This is a genomic window from Blastococcus sp. SYSU DS0541 (genome assembly GCF_054050875.1).
In genome coordinates this window covers 34,483-51,633 of the sequence record NZ_JBJHAD010000006.1, presented here as the reverse complement: position 1 = coordinate 51,633, position 17,151 = coordinate 34,483, and the positions used below count along the sequence as shown (strand labels likewise).

The window sequence follows — 17,151 nt, the reverse complement described above, 5'->3', positions numbered from 1 at the left end:
CTTCGCGGCCGGTGATGCGCGGGCGGTCGGCGCCGGCGCCACCGGGGAGCTCCGGGGAGTGACGCGTGCACGTGGTCGTGATGGGCTGCGGCCGTGTCGGCTCCGCCATCGCCCGGCGCCTGGAGCAGATCGGGCACAGCGTGGCCGTGATCGACCAGGACCCCGAGGCCTTCCGCCGGCTCGGCCCGGAGTTCGCCGGCCGTCAGATCACCGGGCTCGGCTTCGACCGCCAGACCCTGCTGGACGCCGGCATCGACTCCGCCGGCGCCTTCGCCGCGGTGAGCAGCGGCGACAACTCCAACATCATCTCCGCCCGGGTGGCGCGGGAGACCTTCGGCGTCCAGCACGTCGTCGCGCGGATCTACGACTCCAAGCGGGCCGAGGTCTACGAGCGCATGGGCATCCCGAGCGTCGCCACCGTGCCGTGGACGGTGAACCGGCTGCTCCGCGAGCTGCTGTCGGTCAAGGTGAGCGAGCTGTGGCGCGAGCCGACCGGGCAGGTGCTGCTGGTGCGGGTGACCGTCACCGACCGCTGGGTGGGCCGCAAGCTGGCCGCCCTCGAGGCGGCGACCGGCGCCCGGGCGGCCTGGCTCACCCGGTTCGGCGAGGCCCAGCTGCCGACGCCGACCACGGTCCTGCAGGACGGCGACCAGCTGGTCGTCGCGGTCACCGACGAGCTGACCGCGCGGGTGCACGAGGTCGTCGAGCGCGGCCCCCAGGAAGGCGGGCACTGATGCGGGTCGCGATCGTGGGAGCCGGCGCGGTCGGCCGCTCCATCGCCACGGAGCTGCTGGAGAACGGCCACGCCGTCATGCTCATCGAGAAGGACGGCCGCAAGGTCCGCACCCGCTCGGTGCCGGGCGCGGAGTGGGTGCAGGCCGACGCCTGCGAGGTCTCCTCCCTGGAGGAGGCACAGCTGGCCACCTGCGACGTCGTCGTCGCCGCCACGGGCGACGACAAGGCCAACCTGGTCGTCTCGCTGCTCGCCAAGACCGAGTTCGCGGTCGGCCGCGTGGTCGCCCGGGTCAAGGACCCGCGCAACGAGTGGCTCTACACCGAGGCGTGGGGCGTCGACGTCGCGGTCTCCACCCCCCGGGTGCTGGCCGCGCTGGTCGAGGAGGCGGTGACCGTGGGCGACGTCGTCCGCCTCATGAGCTTCCGCAAGGGCGCGGCCAACCTGGTCGAGATCACCCTCGGCGACGACACCGCCTGGGTCGGGCGCCCGCTGCGCGAGGTGCCGCTCCCCCGCGAGACGGTGCTCACGACCATCCTCCGCGGCGACCGGGTGATCACACCGTCGCCCGACGAGCCGCTGGAGTCCGGCGACGAGCTGCTGTTCGTGTCGCACGGCGACACCGAGGAGGAGCTGCAGTACGTCTTCGCCCCGGAGGGCCCCGGCAGCATCCGCGCCTGAGCGTGGAGCCCTTGCCCCCCACCGCTCGCAGGCTCGCGGCGGGCCCCTGCAAGGGGGGCCATGCACTCAGGCCTCGGGTGGAGCCGGGGGGGTGCGGTGCCGGTGCAGCCGCGCGACGACCCACAGCGTGATCACGAGGACGACGGCGGTCAGCGGCAGGCCGAGCACGACCGACGCGGTGCCGAGCAGCTCCACCTCGTCGGCCCGGTAGAGCACCCACTGCACGCCGGCGCGCAGGAAGAACGAGGCGGCCCAGAGCGCGGTGAGCCAGGAGTAGGCGCGCAACAGCCGGGGGTCGCGGCGCCAGTGCAGCTGCGGCGCGTCCCGCAGGTCGGGGGGCACCGGCGTGGTGGCCTCGGGCTCCGTCCCGCGCGAGCGCCGGTTCCAGGGCAGCGAGTGGCCCGCCATCGATCCGAGGTGGCTCGGCGCCAGGAACTCGGCGACGACCCCGACGAGGGGCCAGCGGAACGGGATGGACCCCAGGAGGACCACGCCGACGACAAGGCTCCGCACGATCCCGAGCACGAAGAAGTCGCGGGCCTCGCCGCTGTTGGCCGCGATGGCCACCGCGATGCCCACCCCGATCAGCCCGCTGAACGCCTGCTGCACGCTCTGCCGCCGGGCCAGGCGGAGGACGAAGACCCCGACCGCCGCGATCACCGCCGCCCAGATGCCGGTGCGCAGCCCCGCGATGCCGTTGGCCACGATGAACGACACGGTGGGCAGCGAGGCGTCGAGCATGCCGCGCCAGCCGCCCAGCTGGGCCAGCAGCTGCTCCCGGTCGAAGGCCGACGCCGGGGCGTCGGACTCAGGACCGTGCTCGCCGTCGTCCGTCCGGCCCGCTGCGGTCACGCTCGTCCCCTTCGTCCGCTGCCCGTCCCCCGCGTGGCGGCTGCCCGCCGTCGCGCGGCGGTCAGCCGGCGCTCAGCTCGTACCAGGGGTTGTAGATGACCTGCCGGCCGTCGAAGGCGGCGAACCGCCCGCGCGCGGTGAGCGTCCGGCCGGGCTCGATGCCCGCGATGCGCCGGCGGCCCAGCCAGACGAGGGTCACCGAACCGGAGCCGTCGAACAGCTCGGCCTCGAGCGTCGGCACCGTCTCGCGCGGGGTGTAGACGACCGACTTGAGCCGGCCGGTGACCGTGACCACCGCACCCTTGCGGCAGGCGCTGACCGGTTCGCAGCCTGCGCTGGCCGATCCCGCCCGCAGCTCCTGGGCGTCGATGGTGTGGTCGTCGGCGGTGAGTCGCTGCACCGCGCGCGACCACCAGCCCGCCGGTCGGGTCTCCGTCACGGCACCAGCGTAGGCCGCCGGTGTGCCCACGTGGACGCGCACGGGTGTTCCCTGCATCGCGTCGTCAGGCGGGGCCGTCGGCCGGCGCCCGGCCCGGGGCCGCCCCCGGCGGCGGCTGCTGCGCCGCCAGCTGCGCCGCGGCCTGCGGCGGCAGGGCGAGCGGGAGCGGCTCGCGCACCGGCATGGGCTCGCTGCCCCGGACGACGACGATGCCGCGGAAGGCCGCCTCCAGCGCGGCCGCCTCCGCCTCGCCGCCCGCGGCCGCGGAGCCGCTCAGCAGACCGCGCAGGAACCAGCGCGGGCCGTCGACGCCGAGGAAGCGGGCCGGCCGCCGGGACGCCGCCGGGGCCGGCTGCCCGGGCTGCGCCGGTGCGACCGCCACGACGGTGCCGACGAGCTCGATGCCGAAGGGGCCCTCCTGCTCGCGCAGGGACGCGCCCTGGCCCGAGGCGGTGCGGGCCAGCTCGGCCCGGACCTCGTCCCAGATGCCGGCCGCGCGCGGGGCGGCGAACGCCGCGACCTGGAGCAGCGAGCTGCCGTGGCGCAGCGTCGCGCCGATCACCTTCTGCTGCGGGCTGAGCTCCACCCGCAGGTCCATCCCGGGCAGCGCGGGCAGCCGGAGGGCGCCCAGGTCGATCCGCGCCAGGCCGTCCTCGGGTGCGTCGGCCTCGTCCCAGGGGCCCGTCGTCTCGTCGACCTCCCGGATCCGCTGCTGCGGCTCCGGGGGCACGCCGCGCTCGCGCAGGCTGCGGTCGATGCGGTTGCGCCGCCGTCCGAACGGCATGTCAGTTCCCCTCGAGTGCTGGTGTGTCGGAGGACCCGGTCGCCGCGGGCCCGTACCCGCCGGTGGAACCGTGGCCGCCCTCGCCGCGAGAGCTGGCGGGGAGCTCGGGCACCGGCACGAACCGCGCGCGGGCCACCGGCTGCACCACCAGCTGCGCGATGCGGTCGCCGCGGGAGAGCCGCAGCGGCGTCACCGGGTCCAGGTTGATGAGGTTGACCATGATCTCCCCGCGGTAGCCCGCGTCGATGGTCCCGGGTGCGTTCACCATGCTGAGCCCGAGCCGGTGGGCCAGCCCCGAGCGGGGGTGCACGAAACCGGCGTAGCCCTCGGGGATCGCCACCGCCACACCGGTACCCACGAGCCTGCGCTCGAACGGGGCCAGCTCCACGTCCTCGGCCGCGGTGAGGTCCGCCCCGGCGTCACCGGCCAGGGCGTAGGCCGGGACCGCGCCGTCGGGGGCGGTGAGCCGGACGGCCACGTCCAGCTCGGAGGGTTCGGGCACTCGCCGACCCTATAAGGACCTCCCTGCCCCCCACCGCTCGCAGGCTCGCGCCGGGCCCCTGCAGGGAGGCCGGCGACCCGCACCCCGGAGGCCGGGTCGGCTCACGCGGTCGGACCCTCCCGCAGGTCGGAGAGGATGCGGCGGGCGAGGGTCTCGGTCGCCCGGCGGTTGCCCCGGCCCGAGAGGGCGGCGCCGACCAGGAAGGGGGCGGCCGCGGGGAGCGCACCGGCCAGCCGGCGGGTCATGCGCCGCCGCAGGGCGCGCAGGCCCGCGGCCCCGAGAACCGTGCCGAGCCCGGCGGGGCCGCCGTCCCGCACGGCGCGCTGCAGCGACCACCCGGCGAGGTAGGCCTGCGCCCGCTCGGCGGCGTCCCCCGGGGCGCGCCGGCCGTGCAGCTCGTGCAGCTCGCCGATCAGGACGACCTCGACGGCGGCGACCAGGACCGTCTCGGCCCCCAGCTCCAGCGGGACCGCCAGAAGGGAGGGCGGCGCGAACCAGTGGGCGGCCGAGAGGCCGCCCGTGGCCGCCCCGATGCCCGACGTGGCGCGGGCGGCCCGCTGGACGAGCGCCTCGGCGATCTCGTCGTCCGACAGCCCGGGGTGGGCGGCGCGCAGGCGGTCCCGGTCACGGATCGGCAGCCGGGGCGCGGCCGCCGCCAGGAGGTCGCCCAGCAGCGCGCCCGGGGCGCGGCCGTCCCCAGCGGCGGCCCGGGTCTCGGCCGGGCCGGGAGGCGGCGCGGGGGTCCCGCTGCCGAACGCGCCGGCCACGGCTCCCGCGACGGCGCCGACGACGTCGCGCAGGCCGCCGCCGGCGGGCCGGTCCGCGCCGCTGCCGGTCAGCCCGGCGACGGCGTCGGCGAGAGCCCGCCCGGCGCGCGCGAGGGGGCTCTCCTCGGGCGTCGCGGGGGTGGCCTGCGGCGCGACCGGGCGCGGCGGCGGCACGTCACGCGGCGCCCCGGTGCGCGGCCCCTCGGTCATCGGTCCCCCTGGTGACGGGATGGAACGGCCCCCGTGCAGGGCCCCGCCGCGAGCCTGCGAGCGGTGGGGGGCACGGGGGTCCTTCGTCAGGCGCAGTCGCGGCAGAACAGCTGGTCGCCGCGGGTGGACGCGAGCCGGCTGCGGTGCTGCACCAGGAAGCAGCGCGAGCAGGTGAACTCGTCCTCCTGCTTGGGCAGCACGCGGACGGTCAGCTCCTCGTTGGACAGGTCCGCGCCGGGGAGCTCGAGGTTCTCGTTGAAGTCCGTCTCGTCGACGTCGACCGACGAGGACTGGGCCTCGGCCCGCCGCGCCTTCAGTTCCTCGAGCGAGTCCTCGCCGAGCTCGTCGGTCTCGTTGCGGCGCGGGGCGTCGTAGTCGGTGGCCATGGGTGTGCCCCTCCTCCGGGGTTCCGCGGGCGTCGTGCCCGCTCGTCTGACGAGGCGCGGGGTGCGCGCCGTCGTCCTGGCCGTTCGCCGGTGGGCGACCGGTGGGTCGGTGTGGGAGCGGCCCGCACGGGGCGCCCGTCCACTGCGTCGGCCTCCCCTCGCGGAGAGGCCGGCAGCCCCCCAACGCCGTTCGGCCCCGATTTGTGCCCGCCTCAGCGGAGGTGACACATCGGACCGGGGAAGGGTCGGGCGGGCGGCGGAGCGCCAGAGGTTACCCTGCGCCGGTGTCGACTCCCCCGGGTGCTGATCCAGCCGTCGTCGGGCCCTACCTGGCCGCTGCTCTCGGGGACGATCGATGGCGATCGGTCACCGTCGAGCTGATCGCCGCGGGCATGTCCAACCTCACCTACGTGGTGACCCCCGAGGGCGGGTCGGCCGAGGACGCGGTGATCCTGCGCCGGCCGCCGACGGGCGCCGTGCTGGCCACCGCGCACGACATGGCCCGCGAGCACCGGGTGATCAGCGCGCTGGGCGGCACCGCCGTCCCCGTGCCCAGGACGCTGCACCTGTGCACCGACACCGGCGTCCTCGGTGCGCCCTTCTACGTGATGGAGCGCGTGGTCGGGGTGCACGTGGTCCGCGAGTTCCCGCCGGGCTACGCCGACCAGCCGGAGCAGCGCCGGGCGGTCGGTGAGCGGCTGGTCGACGTGCTGGCCGACCTGCACTCGGTCGACCACGACGCCGTCGGCCTCTCGGACTTCGGCCGGCCGGAGGGCTTCGCCGCCCGCCAGGTGCGGCGCTGGACCAAGCAGTGGGACGCCACCCGTGACCGGGACCGGCCCGGGCTGGACGCGCTGGCGGCCCGCCTGGCCGAGACGGTGCCCACCACCCAGGGCTCGGGCATCGTGCACGGCGACTACCGGCTCGACAACTGCCTGCTCGACCCGGCCGAGCCGGGCCGCATCAAGGCGGTGCTGGACTGGGAGATGTCGACGGTCGGCGACCCGCTCACCGACCTCGGGATGATGCTCGTCTACTGGCCCGAGGCCGGCGAGCAGCGGCCGTCGTCGCAGAGCCCGGTCACCACCCTGCCCGGCTTCCCGACGCGGCAGCAGGTGGCCGAGCGCTACGCCGGCCGGACGGGCACCGACCTGTCCGAGCTCAACTGGTACGTGGCCTTCGGCTTCTTCAAGTTCGCCGCGATCATCGCCGGCATCGTGGCCCGCTCGGCCGCGGGCGCGATGGCGGGCAAGGACACCACGGGCTACGCGGAGCGGATCGACCCCTGCGTCGAGCTGGGACGCGCCGCTCTGGACGACGGTGCGATCTAGGACGCCCCGCCGCCCCTAAGCTCGCACCGACCGCCGTCCGCACCAGTCGCGGGCGTCGTCCGTCCCGTTCCGGCCGGCCGGCGTCACGCCTGCCGGGTCCCCGCCGAGGAGCTCTCCCGTGACCGAGCGCACCGCCCAGCCCCCGGTGCGCCCGCGCAGTGGCCGTCGCCCGCTCCCCCCGCTGATCTTCCTGCTCGTCCTGGCCCTGGCCGCCGGCGCGGTCTGGTGGTCGGTGGCCCAGCAGGAGCGGGAGCAGCGGGCCGCGGACGCCCGGGCCTGCGCCACCGCCGAGGCGGCGCCCCCGTCCCTCGACCCGGCCACCGTGTCGGTGCGCGTCTTGAACGCCACGAGCCAGGGCGGCCTCGCGCAGACGGTGGCCGACGAGCTCGCCGGCCGGGGCTTCACCGTCAACGAGGTGGCCAACGACCCGACGGACCGGGAGGTCACCGGCGTCGGCGAGGTGCGGTACGGGGCTCCCGGCGCGGACGCCGCGCGGTTCCTGACCGTCTTCGTGCCCGGGTCCACGACCTACCGCGACGTCCGGGCCGACGCCGTCGTCGACCTGGTGCTTGGCCCCGACTTCGCCGGCCTCGCCCCGCCCGAGGAGGTCGAGGCCGCGTTGACCGCCCCGGACAGCGCACCCGCCGACTGCTGAGGCCCTAGCCCCCCGCTCAGCGGTGCAGCTCGGAGACCAGCGCGAGGAAGGGCTCGGCCACCGAGGGCGCCACCGCGACGACCATCGGCTCCCCGACCGGCGCACCGCCCAGCCCGGTCACGACCGCGCCGGCCTCGGCGGCCACCAGCGCCCCGGCCGCGTGGTCCCAGGGGTTCAGGTCGAGCTCGAAGTAGGCGTCCACCCGGCCGGCGGCGACCGCGCAGAGGTCCAGCGCCGCGCTGCCGAACCGCCGGATGTCGCGCACCCGCGTCACGAGCTCCGCGACGACCGCACCCTGCGCCCGGCGCTGCTCCACCCGGTAGCCGAAGCCGGTCGCGACCATCGTCTGCTCCAGCGACACCGGTGTGCCGACCGCCAGCCGGCGGACCGGCCGGCCGGGCACCCCCAGCCACGCGCCGCCGCCGGCCGACGCCGTGAACAGCTCCCCGGTGGCGACGTTGAGCACCGCGCCCGCGCGCACGACCCCGTCGACCTCGGCGGCGACCGAGACGGCGTAGGCCGGGATGTCGTAGAGGAAGTTCACGGTCCCGTCGATCGGGTCGACGATCCAGCGGACCCCGCTGCTGCCCTCGCGCGCGGCCCCCTCCTCTCCCAGCACCCCGTCGTGCGGGCGGGCCTCCAGCAACCGCCGGACCAGCAGCTCCTCGCTGGCGGCGTCCACCGCGGTGACGACGTCGACGGAGCTGGACTTGGTGGTCACCTGCTCCCCCGCGGACTCCCGGCCGCGGGCCACCAGGACGGCGGCCTCGCGCGCGACCGCGACCGCCAGTGCCAGCAGCCCGGCCGGTGCCGGTGGGTCCGTGAGGGCTGCGCGCGGGGTGCTCATGGGTCGATCCTGCCGCAGCGGCCCCCCTCGCAGCAGGGCCCCATGCGAGTCGCGGGGGGCGAAGGGGCCTTCTACTAGCCTGTCCGCGTGCAGGGCTTCGGGGTGGACATCGGTGGCAGCGGCATCAAGGGGTGCCTGGTCGACCTGGAGGCGGGTCGGCTGATCGGGGATCGGCTCCGGGTCGAGACCCCGCAGCCCTCCTTGCCCGAGCCCGTCTTCGACGTCGTCGCGCGGATCGTCGGCTCGTTCGACTGGTCCGGGCGCGTGGGCGTGACCTTCCCCGGCGTGCTCAAGTCAGGGGTCGCCCACACGGCGGCCAACGTCGACAAGAGCTGGCTGGGCACCGACCTGGCCGCGGGGGTGGCGCAGCGCATCCCCGGCCCGGTGGAGACGCTGAACGACGCCGACGCCGCCGGCCTGGCCGAGATGCGCTACGGCGCCGGCCGCGACCGCCGCGGGGTGGTGCTCATGCTCACGTTCGGCACGGGCATCGGCAGCGCGCTGTTCGTCGACGGCCGGCTGGTGCCCAACACCGAGTTCGGCCACATCCAGGTCGACGGCGAGGACGGCGAGCGCCGCGCCTCGGCGGCCGCCCGGGAGCGGGAGGAGCTCAGCTACCCCGAGTGGGCGCTGCGCGTCGACCGCTACCTCGACGTCCTCGAGGCCAGCGTGTGGCCGGACTTGATCATCGTGGGCGGCGGCGTCAGCAAGAAGGCGCACAAGTGGGTACCGCTGCTCTCCACGCGCACCCCGGTCGTCCCCGCCGAGCTGCAGAACGACGCCGGCATCGTCGGCGCCGCCCTGGCCGCCGTCGAGCGCGCCGAGGCCTGACCGCGCAGGGCGCCGACCGGGCGCTCCGCGTCACCCCACCGGGTCGCTCCGCCCGCCCCCTCGGAGCGAGGGCCCCGGGTGCGAGGCGCTGGTTTCACCCGGCGACGTCGTTACAATGGTGGAGCCCCAGCCCGTCGCTTCCCAGCCGGGAGGGATCCCCCGACCCGATCGCGGCCAAACGCCGCGCCGGTCCCGTGGGTCCTCCTCCCCCGCGGAGCGCCGGCCGGAGCCGCTGCCCGCGGACCACACGGTCCCCCGGGGAACGCACCCAGCACGGGAAGGAACCTGAGTGCCCGCCGATCAGCCAGCACCGGAAGCAGCCGCAGCGAGCACCCCGCGCGCCAGGACGGCCGCAACCGGTACCCGTGCCAGGAAGGCGGCCGCTGACCCGGCCGCCGCACGGAAGAAGGCACCGGCCAAGGCCGCCGGCGCCAAGGGCCGCGCGAAGCCGGCGATCACCCCGTCGCCGGGCACCGGCGAGGGCGCCGTGCTCACCGCGGTGGCCACCGAGGAGGGCGCGGTCGCGGTCGTCGACGCCGGCTCCGAGGGGCTGAAGCTCGACGAGACGGTCGTCACCGGCAAGGACGGCGTCGAGGTCGTCGCCGAGGAGGAGGCCGCCGAGGGCGGCACCGACTTCGAGTGGGACGAGGAGGAGGAGTCCGAGGCGCTGCGGCAGGCCCGCAAGGACGCCGAGCTCACCGCCTCCGCCGACTCCGTCCGCGCCTACCTCAAGCAGATCGGCAAGGTCGCCCTGCTCAACGCCGAGGAGGAGGTCGACCTCGCCAAGCGCATCGAGGCCGGCCTCTACGGCTCCGAGCGGCTCCGCCAGGCCGAGGAGGAGGGCCAGAAGCTCTCCCCGCAGATGCGCCGCGACCTCAACTGGATCGTCCGCGACGGCGAGCGCGCCAAGAACCACCTGCTGGAGGCCAACCTCCGCCTCGTGGTCTCCCTGGCCAAGCGCTACACCGGCCGCGGCATGGCGTTCCTGGACCTGATCCAGGAGGGCAACCTCGGTCTGATCCGCGCGGTCGAGAAGTTCGACTACACCAAGGGCTACAAGTTCTCCACGTACGCCACCTGGTGGATCCGCCAGGCCATCACCCGCGCCATGGCTGACCAGGCCCGCACCATCCGCATCCCGGTGCACATGGTCGAGGTCATCAACAAGCTCGGCCGCATCCAGCGCGAGCTGCTCCAGGACCTGGGCCGCGAGCCCACCCCGGAGGAGCTGGCCAAGGAGATGGACATCACCCCGGACAAGGTGCTGGAGATCCAGCAGTACGCCCGGGAGCCGATCAGCCTCGACCAGACCATCGGTGACGAGGGCGACAGCCAGCTCGGTGACTTCATCGAGGACTCCGAGGCCGTGGTGGCGGTCGACGCGGTGAGCTTCACCCTCATGCAGGACCAGCTGACCAGCGTGCTGCAGACGCTCTCGGAGCGGGAGGCCGGTGTCGTCCGGCTGCGCTTCGGCCTCACCGACGGCCAGCCGCGCACGCTGGACGAGATCGGCCAGGTCTACGGGGTGACCCGTGAGCGGATCCGGCAGATCGAGTCCAAGACGATGTCGAAGCTGCGCCACCCGAGCCGCTCCCAGGTGCTGCGCGACTACCTGGACTGAGCCGGCACCGGACGCGAGTGGCCCAGAACCTCCCTGGTTCTGGGCCACTCGCGTTCAGCCGTCCCGCCGTCACCCGGGAGTGGTCACGGGGAGATCACGACCGTGTACGCCGACAGCTGTCGGGTAGACGGCGTAGCGTGGGCCCGGTCAGAACAGCAGCGGACCCACGGTCGGACCGGTCGACCACCGGCCCGGCAGATGATCACCAGCACGAGCACCACCAGTTCAGTTCCACCCCAGTGACGTCCCCTGCTGAACCCGCTCCACCCACGCCCGGTGTGTTACGGACTCATCTCTTTCGGCGAGTCCGGGATGAACCGGGTCGGAACGGGAATCCGAGGGGCCATCCTGGCGCTGTGCAGGAGGCCGATCCGCAGCCGCGGGTCCGTGCGGTAGAGAGCGAGTGATGACCCAGATGACCCAGACGCTGACGACGACCCCCGCCGCCGACGACCTGGTCGTGCCCTTCCACTGCGACCGCTGCGGCGCACTTGCCAAGGTCCGTGTCGTGCTCGCCAACGGCAGCGACCTCGTGTTCTGCGGACACCACGCCCGCGAGTACGAGGGCAAGCTGCGTGACATCGCCGTCGACATCATCGACACTGAGGGCGAGCAGCGCGTAACTGCGTGAGGGAGGCGCTATCGTCGCGCCCGCGATGACCGCCTCACCCGACGACGCCGCCGCGTCCGACGTCCCGCCTCGTGCGGGCGTCGGGCCGGCGGCTCCGTCGTCTCCGGGGACCCCCGGTCGGCGGCGACCGGAGGAAACCCCCATGTCCCAGCACCACCCTGCACCCGACGAGACGGTGCGCATGCGTCCCGACGGCGGGGACGGGCCCCCGCCCCCGGCGACCGGCCAGACGCCGGCGTACGAGGCAGCCCCGGACGACACCCGTCCGGTCGGCAGGGACTGGCAGCGCGGGGCTCCCGCCGCGCCCCCGGCCACCGCGGAGGACGCAGCGGCCGAGCAGGACACCGTGACCGAACAAACCCCGGCGACCGCGCAGGACCCGTCCGCCGGGGGTCAGCCGGCCGCCGAGCCGGCCCCGGCGGAGGAGCCCGACAGCACCCGCCGGCCGGATCGGGACGCCGGCGACCCCACGGCCCAGGACGGCGCGGGCACCGCCGTCGCCACCCCGGTCACGGACGCCGACGCCACGGCCACCGCCCCCGTGGACGCCGCGACCCTCGACACCCTGCGGGCGGCACCTGGAGGCGGGGCGGACGGCCCTCCGCCCGGCGACGACCACGCGCACGGCCCCCGGGGCCCCTGGTGGCGCCGCCCGGCGGCGCTCGTCCCCGCCGGCGTCCTGGCCGCCCTGGCCGTCCTCTACGGCGTCGACCTGGTGGCGTCCTCCGGCGAGGTGCCGCGGAACACGGTGGTGGCCGGGGTGGACGTCGGCGGCCTGTCGCCCGCGTCGGCCGCCCAGCGGCTGGAGGAGCGGCTCGCCCCCCGGGTCGTCGCCGACCACACGGTCACCGCCGCCGACGTCACGGGCACCCTCTCCCCCGCCACGGCCGGCATCACCCTCGACGTCCCGAGCACCGTGGACGCCGCCGAGGAGCAGCCGCTCAACCCGTGGACGCGCCTGGTCACCCTGTTCTCCGACCGCGAGGTCGAGCCGGTCATCACCGGTGAGGAGACCGCCCTGCTGGCCCAGATCGACGGCATCGCCTCTCAGGTCGACCGCGCCCCGCAGGACGCCACCATCGCCATCGAGGGCACCACCCCCTCGGTCGTCGAGCCGGTGGACGGCCGCACGCTGGACCGCGAGGGCTCGGCCGAGGCGATCACCGAGGCGCTGGCCTCCGGTGGCGATCCGAGCACGCCGATCGAGCTCCCCGTGGAGGTGACGCCGGTGAGCGTGGACGCCGCGGAGGCCCAGCGCGTCCTCGACGAGACGGTCACCCCCGCCCTGTCGGCGCCGGTCCAGGTCGTGAGCCAGGACGGCGCCACCTCCGCGGAGGTGCCGGTGGAGGCGATCGCCGGCTCCCTCACCTTCACGCCCGAGGACGACGGCGAGCTCGCCGTCGGGCTGGACCCCGAGGCGCTGCAGGCGGCCCTCGGTGACGAGCTGTCGGTCTTCGGCACCCCCGCGCAGGACGCCACCTTCGAGGTCTCCGGTGACGCGGTGAACGTCGTCCCGTCGGTGGACGGGACCGGCATCGCGCCGGCCCGGCTGGCCGAGCAGCTGCTGCCGGTGCTGACCGAGGAGGCGCCCCGGACCGTCACCGCCGAGCTGGGCCCGGTGCCGGCGGAGTTCACCACCCAGGAGGCCGAGGCCCTCGGCGTGCGCGAGAAGATCTCCAGCTTCACCACCAACATCGGCAACCCGGCCAGCGGGACGAACATCCGGGTGGTCGCGGAGGAGGTCGACGGCGCGATCATCATGCCCGGCGAGACCTTCAGCCTGAACGGCTTCACCGGGCCGCGCGGCGTGGCGCAGGGCTACGTCGAGGCCGGTGTGATCAACAACGGCGAGTTCACCACCGCCGTGGGCGGCGGCATCAGCCAGTTCGCCACGACGATGTTCAACGCCGTCTTCTTCGCCGGCCTCGAGGACGTCTTCCACAAGCCGCACAGCTTCTACATCAGCCGCTACCCGGCCGGCCGCGAAGCGACGGTCTACTACGACTCGATCGACCTGAAGTGGCGCAACGACGGCGACACCGCCGTGTACGTCGACACCGCGTGGACGCCGGGGACGATCACCGTCACCTTCTACGGGACCAAGCGCTACGAGATCCAGTCGATCAGCAGCGAGCGCTACAACTTCCGCGAGCCGGTCGTGCAGAACAAGCCCGACAGCCCCACCTGCGAGCCGCAGTCCGGGTCCACCGGTTTCGACATCACGGTCACCCGCGTCTTCCGCGACCTCGATACCGGCGCCGAGATCAAGCGGGAGGACTTCCGCACCCGCTACGCCGCCGAGCCGGTGATCAACTGCGTGCCCGCGGAGGCACCGGCACCCGGCCCCGAGGGCACCGTCCCGGGCGGCGCACCGGCGCCGGGCGGCCGGCGCCCGTCGCGCCCGCGGGCGGCCTGACGTCCCGTTCCGATCCGACCCGGTGGGGTGCCGAGCCCGGCGCCCCACCGGTCGGGGCACGCCCGGGCGTGCACACTGGTCAGGTGAGCGCCGTCCTCCCCAGCGGCTCGCCCGCCGGGGTCGGCGCGGACGAGGCCGCCGAGCACGCCGCCCCGCAGGGTGCCACGCGGCTCGACCTGCCCCGGCCCTCCCGGGTGCGCCGGTGGCCGGGCCCGCTGCGGGTGCCCCTGCAGGTGCTCGGCCGCACGCTGGCCAAGGCCTGGCAGGACCGCATCATCGGGCTGTCCGCGGAGGCGGCGTTCTGGCAGATCCTGTCCGTCCCGCCGCTGCTCATCGGGCTGCTGGGCTCGCTCGGTTACCTGGGCTCGCTGATCGGCGGCGGCGCCGTCGCCCAGATCGAGGCCCAGCTGCTCGACGCGTCGGCGCAGGTGCTCACCGCCGACGTCGTCGACGACCTGGTGCGCCCGACGCTCGCCGACATCCTCGGCTCCGGCCGGCTGGAGCTGGTCAGCGTCGGTTTCCTGCTCTCGCTGTGGGCGGGGTCGTCGGCGACGGCGACCTTCATGAACACGATCGTGATCGCCTACGACCAGCGGGACGTGCGCGGCCCCATCCACACCCGGCTGATGGCGCTCTGGCTCTTCGTCGTGGGGCTGCTGCTGGCGGTGCTGACCTTGCCGCTGCTGGTGCTGGGCCGCGGCAGGCTGGTCGGACTCGTGCCGGAGAACTGGCGGGACACCACCGACATGCTGATCAACGCGGTCTACTGGCCGATGGTGGTCATCGGCATGCTGCTGGCGCTCACCAGCTTCTTCCACGTCGTCCTGCCGCACCGGCTGCCCTGGCGGCGGCAGCTCCCCGGCGCGGTGCTCAGCCTCGGCTTCTTCCTCGTCGCCGCCCTGCTGCTGCGCGCCTACGTCAGCGACATCCTGACCGTGGCGCTGCCCTACGGAGCGCTGGCCGCACCGATCGGCGCGCTGCTGTTCTGCTTCTTCTTCGGGATGGCGGTGCTGCTCGGCGCCGAGCTCAACGCCACGATCCAGGCGCGGTGGCCCGCGCCGCTGCGCCGCCACGAGCGTCGCCGGCAGGAACGGCGGCAGGCCAAGCTGGACGAGGAGGCGCGCCGACTCGGCCTGCGATGACGCGATGACATCGCGGTCCTCCGGACCGCACCGCGACCAGGTGCCGTGCCCCTGGTGCGTGGAGCCCTCCGCGTGTTCCGGTCGGGAGGCCCTCCGGGCCCCCGCGACCGGTCCACCCGCTACGCGGGCGGGGTCTCGTGGCCCCTTACTCCTTGCGGAGCTGCTCGTAGACCTCCTTGCAGGCCGGGCACACCGGGCTGCCGGGCTTGGGGCTCTTCGTCACCGGGAAGACCTCGCCGCACAACGCCTCGACGAGGGTGCCCATGACGGCGCTCTCGGCGATCTTGTTCTTCTTGACGTAGTGGAAGACCTCGTTGGCGTTGCCGGTGTCGGAGTCGCGGACGTCCGGCCGCTCGAGGATGTCGCTGCTGCTCATGCGGGCTCCCTGCTCGACGGTGCGGTCGTGCGGCGGCCGCGCGGCCGGGGTCGCCGCGGTGCTCGGCGCACCCGGGAACCATGATGACAGGGTGCCGCTGCCGACCACCGCTCCCCGCCCGGTCCTCTCCCCCGAGGTCGCCGACGCCCTCGCCGCCGGCCGGCCGGTCGTCGCGCTGGAGAGCACGCTCCTCGCCCACGGCCTCCCCCGGCCGGACAACCGGGAGGCCGCCGACGACGTCGAGGCGGCGGTCCGGGCCGGCGGCGCGGTTCCGGCCACCATCGCCGTCCTCGACGGCACCCCGCACGTCGGGCTGACCCCCGACCAGGTCGACCGGGTCTGCGCGGACCCCGACCTGGCCAAGCTGGGCGTCCGCGACCTGCCGGTGGCCGCGGCGCTCGGGATGAGCGGCGCCACGACGGTCTCCAGCACCGCCCTGCTGGCCGAGGCGGCCGGGGTGGCCGTGTTCGCGACCGGCGGCCTGGGCGGCGTGCACCGGCAGTCGGTCGAGACCTTCGACGAGTCCGCCGACCTGACGGCGCTGTCCCGCACCTCGGTCGTGGTGGTCTGCGCCGGCGTGAAGTCGATCCTCGACGTCCCGGCCACCCTCGAACGGCTGGAGTCGCTCTCGGTCACCGTGGTCGGCTACGGAACCACCACCTTCCCCGGCTTCTACGTCGCGGACTCGGGCTCGACCGTCGACTGGTCGGTCGCCGACCCCGAGCAGGCCGCCGCGGTGTTCGCGGCCCGCCGCGGGCTGGCGCCGGGGGCCGTGGTGGTGGCCAACCCCCTGCCGGTCGACCAACAGCTGGACCGGCAGCTGCACGACCGCGTCATCGCCGACGCGCTCTCCGCGGCAGATGCGGCGGGCGTGCGCGGCAAGGACGTCACGCCGTTCGTCCTGGACCACCTGCACCGGGCCAGCGAGGGCGCGACGCTGGAGGTGAACGTCCGGCTGGTGCTGCGCAACGCGGAGCTGGCCGGCCGGATCGCCGCGGCGCTGGCCGCCCGCACCCCCTGAGCGCGACCGTGCAGCCCCGGGTCGTCGTGGTCGGCGACGTGGCCACCGACGTCGTCGCCGTCCTCGCCGGGGATCCGGCGCCGGGGTCGGACCGGCCCGCGCGGATCGTCAGCCGTGGCGGTGGCGCGGGCGCCAACGTGGCGGCGCACCTGGCCCGCCTCGGGACGCCGGTGCTGCTGGCCGGCTGCATCGGGGACGACGCAGCCGGCGCCGGCCTGTCCGCCGAGCTGACGGCGGGCGGCGTGGAGCTGCGGCTGCGCACCGTGCCCGGCGGGGCGACCGGGACGATCGTCAGCCTGGTGGAGCCCGACGGGCAGCGCAGCATGCTGGCCGACCGCGGCGCCAACCTCGCGCTGCGCCCTGCCGACGTCCCGGCTCCCCCGCCGGGCGGCCACCTCCACCTGTCGGGCTACACCCTGCTGGACCCCGGTCCCCGGGACGCCGGGCTGGCCGCGCTGCGCACGGCGGCGGCTGCCGGGTGCAGCGTCTCGGTGGACCCGGCCTCGACCGGCCCGCTGCGCGCCTACGGCGTGGACCGGTGGCTCGCGGACACCGCCGTCGCGACGCTCGTGCTCCCCAACGCGGAGGAGGCGCGGCTGCTCACCGGCTGCGCGGACGTCACCGCGGCGGCGCGGGCGCTGGCCGCCCGGCACGCGATCGCCGTCGTCACGCTCGGCGCCGACGGCGCCCTGTGGGCGGCGGGCGACGAGCTCGTGCACCGGCCCGCCCATCCCACGGACGTCGTCGACACCACCGGCGCCGGCGACGCGTTCGCCGCCGGGCTGCTCGCCGCGTGGCTGGGTGGGCCGCGGCCCACCCCCGGCGAGGCGCTCGAGGCCGGGCTGGCCCGCGCGGCCGAGGTGGTGCGCCGCGCCGGCGCACGCTGACCCCGGCCGTCGGCACGGTGCTGCCGTTCCTCGCCGCGG

At 75.4% G+C, this 17,151-nt stretch carries 19 protein-coding genes; 11 read left to right on the top strand and 8 right to left on the bottom strand.

Features of this window, described 5'->3' with window-relative positions; genetic code table 11:
• Positions 1–65 precede the first annotated feature (65 nt).
• Both ACI794_RS08710 and ACI794_RS08705 read left to right on the top strand, forming a co-directional pair.
• Positions 66–734, top strand: a complete 669-nt coding sequence (locus ACI794_RS08710) for a potassium channel family protein (protein WP_456580438.1) — start codon at positions 66–68, stop codon at positions 732–734.
• Entirely contained in the window at positions 734–1,414 is a 681-nt protein-coding gene (locus ACI794_RS08705) for a potassium channel family protein (protein WP_456616156.1), read from the top strand. The genes ACI794_RS08710 and ACI794_RS08705 overlap by 1 nt, the downstream gene beginning before the upstream one ends.
• 66 nt (positions 1,415–1,480) lie before the next feature.
• On the opposite strand, the gene ACI794_RS08700 is transcribed toward ACI794_RS08705, so the two are convergent.
• The 6 genes from ACI794_RS08700 to ACI794_RS08675 all read right to left on the bottom strand — a co-directional run bounded on the left by ACI794_RS08700 (position 1,481) and on the right by ACI794_RS08675 (position 5,354).
• Positions 1,481–2,266: a DUF3159 domain-containing protein gene (locus ACI794_RS08700; protein ID WP_456616155.1), complete on the bottom strand. Its 786-nt coding sequence runs from the start codon at positions 2,264–2,266 to the stop codon at positions 1,481–1,483.
• A 61-nt stretch (positions 2,267–2,327) separates the two neighbouring features.
• Entirely contained in the window at positions 2,328–2,705 is a 378-nt protein-coding gene (locus tag ACI794_RS08695; RefSeq protein WP_456580435.1) for an OB-fold nucleic acid binding domain-containing protein, read from the bottom strand.
• A gap of 64 nt (positions 2,706–2,769) precedes the next feature.
• On the bottom strand, positions 2,770–3,489 hold the full coding sequence (locus tag ACI794_RS08690; RefSeq protein WP_456616154.1) for a DUF3710 domain-containing protein: 720 nt from the start codon (positions 3,487–3,489) through the stop codon (positions 2,770–2,772).
• A gap of 1 nt (position 3,490) precedes the next feature.
• On the bottom strand, positions 3,491–3,991 hold the full coding sequence (gene dut, locus ACI794_RS08685; protein ID WP_456603814.1) for a dUTP diphosphatase: 501 nt from the start codon (positions 3,989–3,991) through the stop codon (positions 3,491–3,493).
• A gap of 101 nt (positions 3,992–4,092) precedes the next feature.
• Positions 4,093–4,968 carry a hypothetical protein gene (locus tag ACI794_RS08680; protein WP_456616153.1) on the bottom strand — a complete coding sequence of 292 codons (876 nt, stop codon included), beginning with the start codon at positions 4,966–4,968 and terminating at the stop codon, positions 4,093–4,095.
• An 86-nt stretch (positions 4,969–5,054) separates the two neighbouring features.
• On the bottom strand, positions 5,055–5,354 hold the full coding sequence (locus ACI794_RS08675) for a DUF4193 domain-containing protein (RefSeq protein ID WP_091930594.1): 300 nt from the start codon (positions 5,352–5,354) through the stop codon (positions 5,055–5,057).
• A 284-nt stretch (positions 5,355–5,638) separates the two neighbouring features.
• Here ACI794_RS08675 and ACI794_RS08670 point away from each other — a divergent pair, with 284 nt between their 5' ends.
• Together ACI794_RS08670 and ACI794_RS08665 are read left to right on the top strand one after the other, a co-directional pair.
• Entirely contained in the window at positions 5,639–6,685 is a 1,047-nt protein-coding gene (locus tag ACI794_RS08670) for a phosphotransferase family protein (RefSeq protein ID WP_456603816.1), read from the top strand.
• Between the two features lie 118 nt (positions 6,686–6,803).
• Positions 6,804–7,340, top strand: a complete 537-nt coding sequence (locus ACI794_RS08665; RefSeq protein WP_456580430.1) for a LytR C-terminal domain-containing protein — start codon at positions 6,804–6,806, stop codon at positions 7,338–7,340.
• 16 nt (positions 7,341–7,356) lie between these two features.
• Here ACI794_RS08665 and ACI794_RS08660 read toward each other — a convergent pair whose 3' ends face one another.
• A complete protein-coding gene (locus tag ACI794_RS08660; protein ID WP_456616152.1) occupies positions 7,357–8,187 on the bottom strand; it encodes an inositol monophosphatase family protein in 831 nt (276 codons plus the stop codon).
• An 87-nt stretch (positions 8,188–8,274) separates the two neighbouring features.
• Between ACI794_RS08660 and ppgK the strand changes: the two genes are divergently transcribed.
• From ppgK to ACI794_RS08635, 5 genes are all read left to right on the top strand, one after another.
• Positions 8,275–9,018: a polyphosphate--glucose phosphotransferase gene (ppgK, locus tag ACI794_RS08655; protein ID WP_456616151.1), complete on the top strand. Its 744-nt coding sequence runs from the start codon at positions 8,275–8,277 to the stop codon at positions 9,016–9,018.
• A 289-nt stretch (positions 9,019–9,307) separates the two neighbouring features.
• The gene (locus tag ACI794_RS08650; protein WP_456603819.1) at positions 9,308–10,639 is read left to right on the top strand and encodes an RNA polymerase sigma factor; all 1,332 of its coding nucleotides are present in this window, start codon (positions 9,308–9,310) and stop codon (positions 10,637–10,639) included.
• Positions 10,640–11,045: 406 nt separating this feature from the next.
• On the top strand, positions 11,046–11,270 hold the full coding sequence (locus ACI794_RS08645) for a DUF7455 domain-containing protein (protein ID WP_091930645.1): 225 nt from the start codon (positions 11,046–11,048) through the stop codon (positions 11,268–11,270).
• Positions 11,271–11,412: 142 nt separating this feature from the next.
• Complete coding sequence (locus tag ACI794_RS08640) at positions 11,413–13,686, top strand: VanW family protein (protein WP_456616150.1); 2,274 nt, start codon at positions 11,413–11,415, stop codon at positions 13,684–13,686.
• A gap of 83 nt (positions 13,687–13,769) precedes the next feature.
• Positions 13,770–14,828 carry a YihY/virulence factor BrkB family protein gene (locus ACI794_RS08635; protein ID WP_456603821.1) on the top strand — a complete coding sequence of 353 codons (1,059 nt, stop codon included), beginning with the start codon at positions 13,770–13,772 and terminating at the stop codon, positions 14,826–14,828.
• Positions 14,829–14,973: 145 nt separating this feature from the next.
• Here the strand turns inward: ACI794_RS08635 and ACI794_RS08630 are convergent, their stop codons facing one another.
• The gene (locus ACI794_RS08630; protein ID WP_456580424.1) at positions 14,974–15,204 is read right to left on the bottom strand and encodes a DUF3039 domain-containing protein; all 231 of its coding nucleotides are present in this window, start codon (positions 15,202–15,204) and stop codon (positions 14,974–14,976) included.
• Positions 15,205–15,295: 91 nt separating this feature from the next.
• Between ACI794_RS08630 and ACI794_RS08625 the strand changes: the two genes are divergently transcribed.
• Both ACI794_RS08625 and ACI794_RS08620 read left to right on the top strand, forming a co-directional pair.
• The gene (locus ACI794_RS08625) at positions 15,296–16,225 is read left to right on the top strand and encodes a pseudouridine-5'-phosphate glycosidase (RefSeq protein ID WP_456616149.1); all 930 of its coding nucleotides are present in this window, start codon (positions 15,296–15,298) and stop codon (positions 16,223–16,225) included.
• An 8-nt stretch (positions 16,226–16,233) separates the two neighbouring features.
• On the top strand, positions 16,234–17,112 hold the full coding sequence (locus tag ACI794_RS08620; protein ID WP_456616148.1) for a carbohydrate kinase family protein: 879 nt from the start codon (positions 16,234–16,236) through the stop codon (positions 17,110–17,112).
• Positions 17,113–17,151 lie beyond the last annotated feature (39 nt).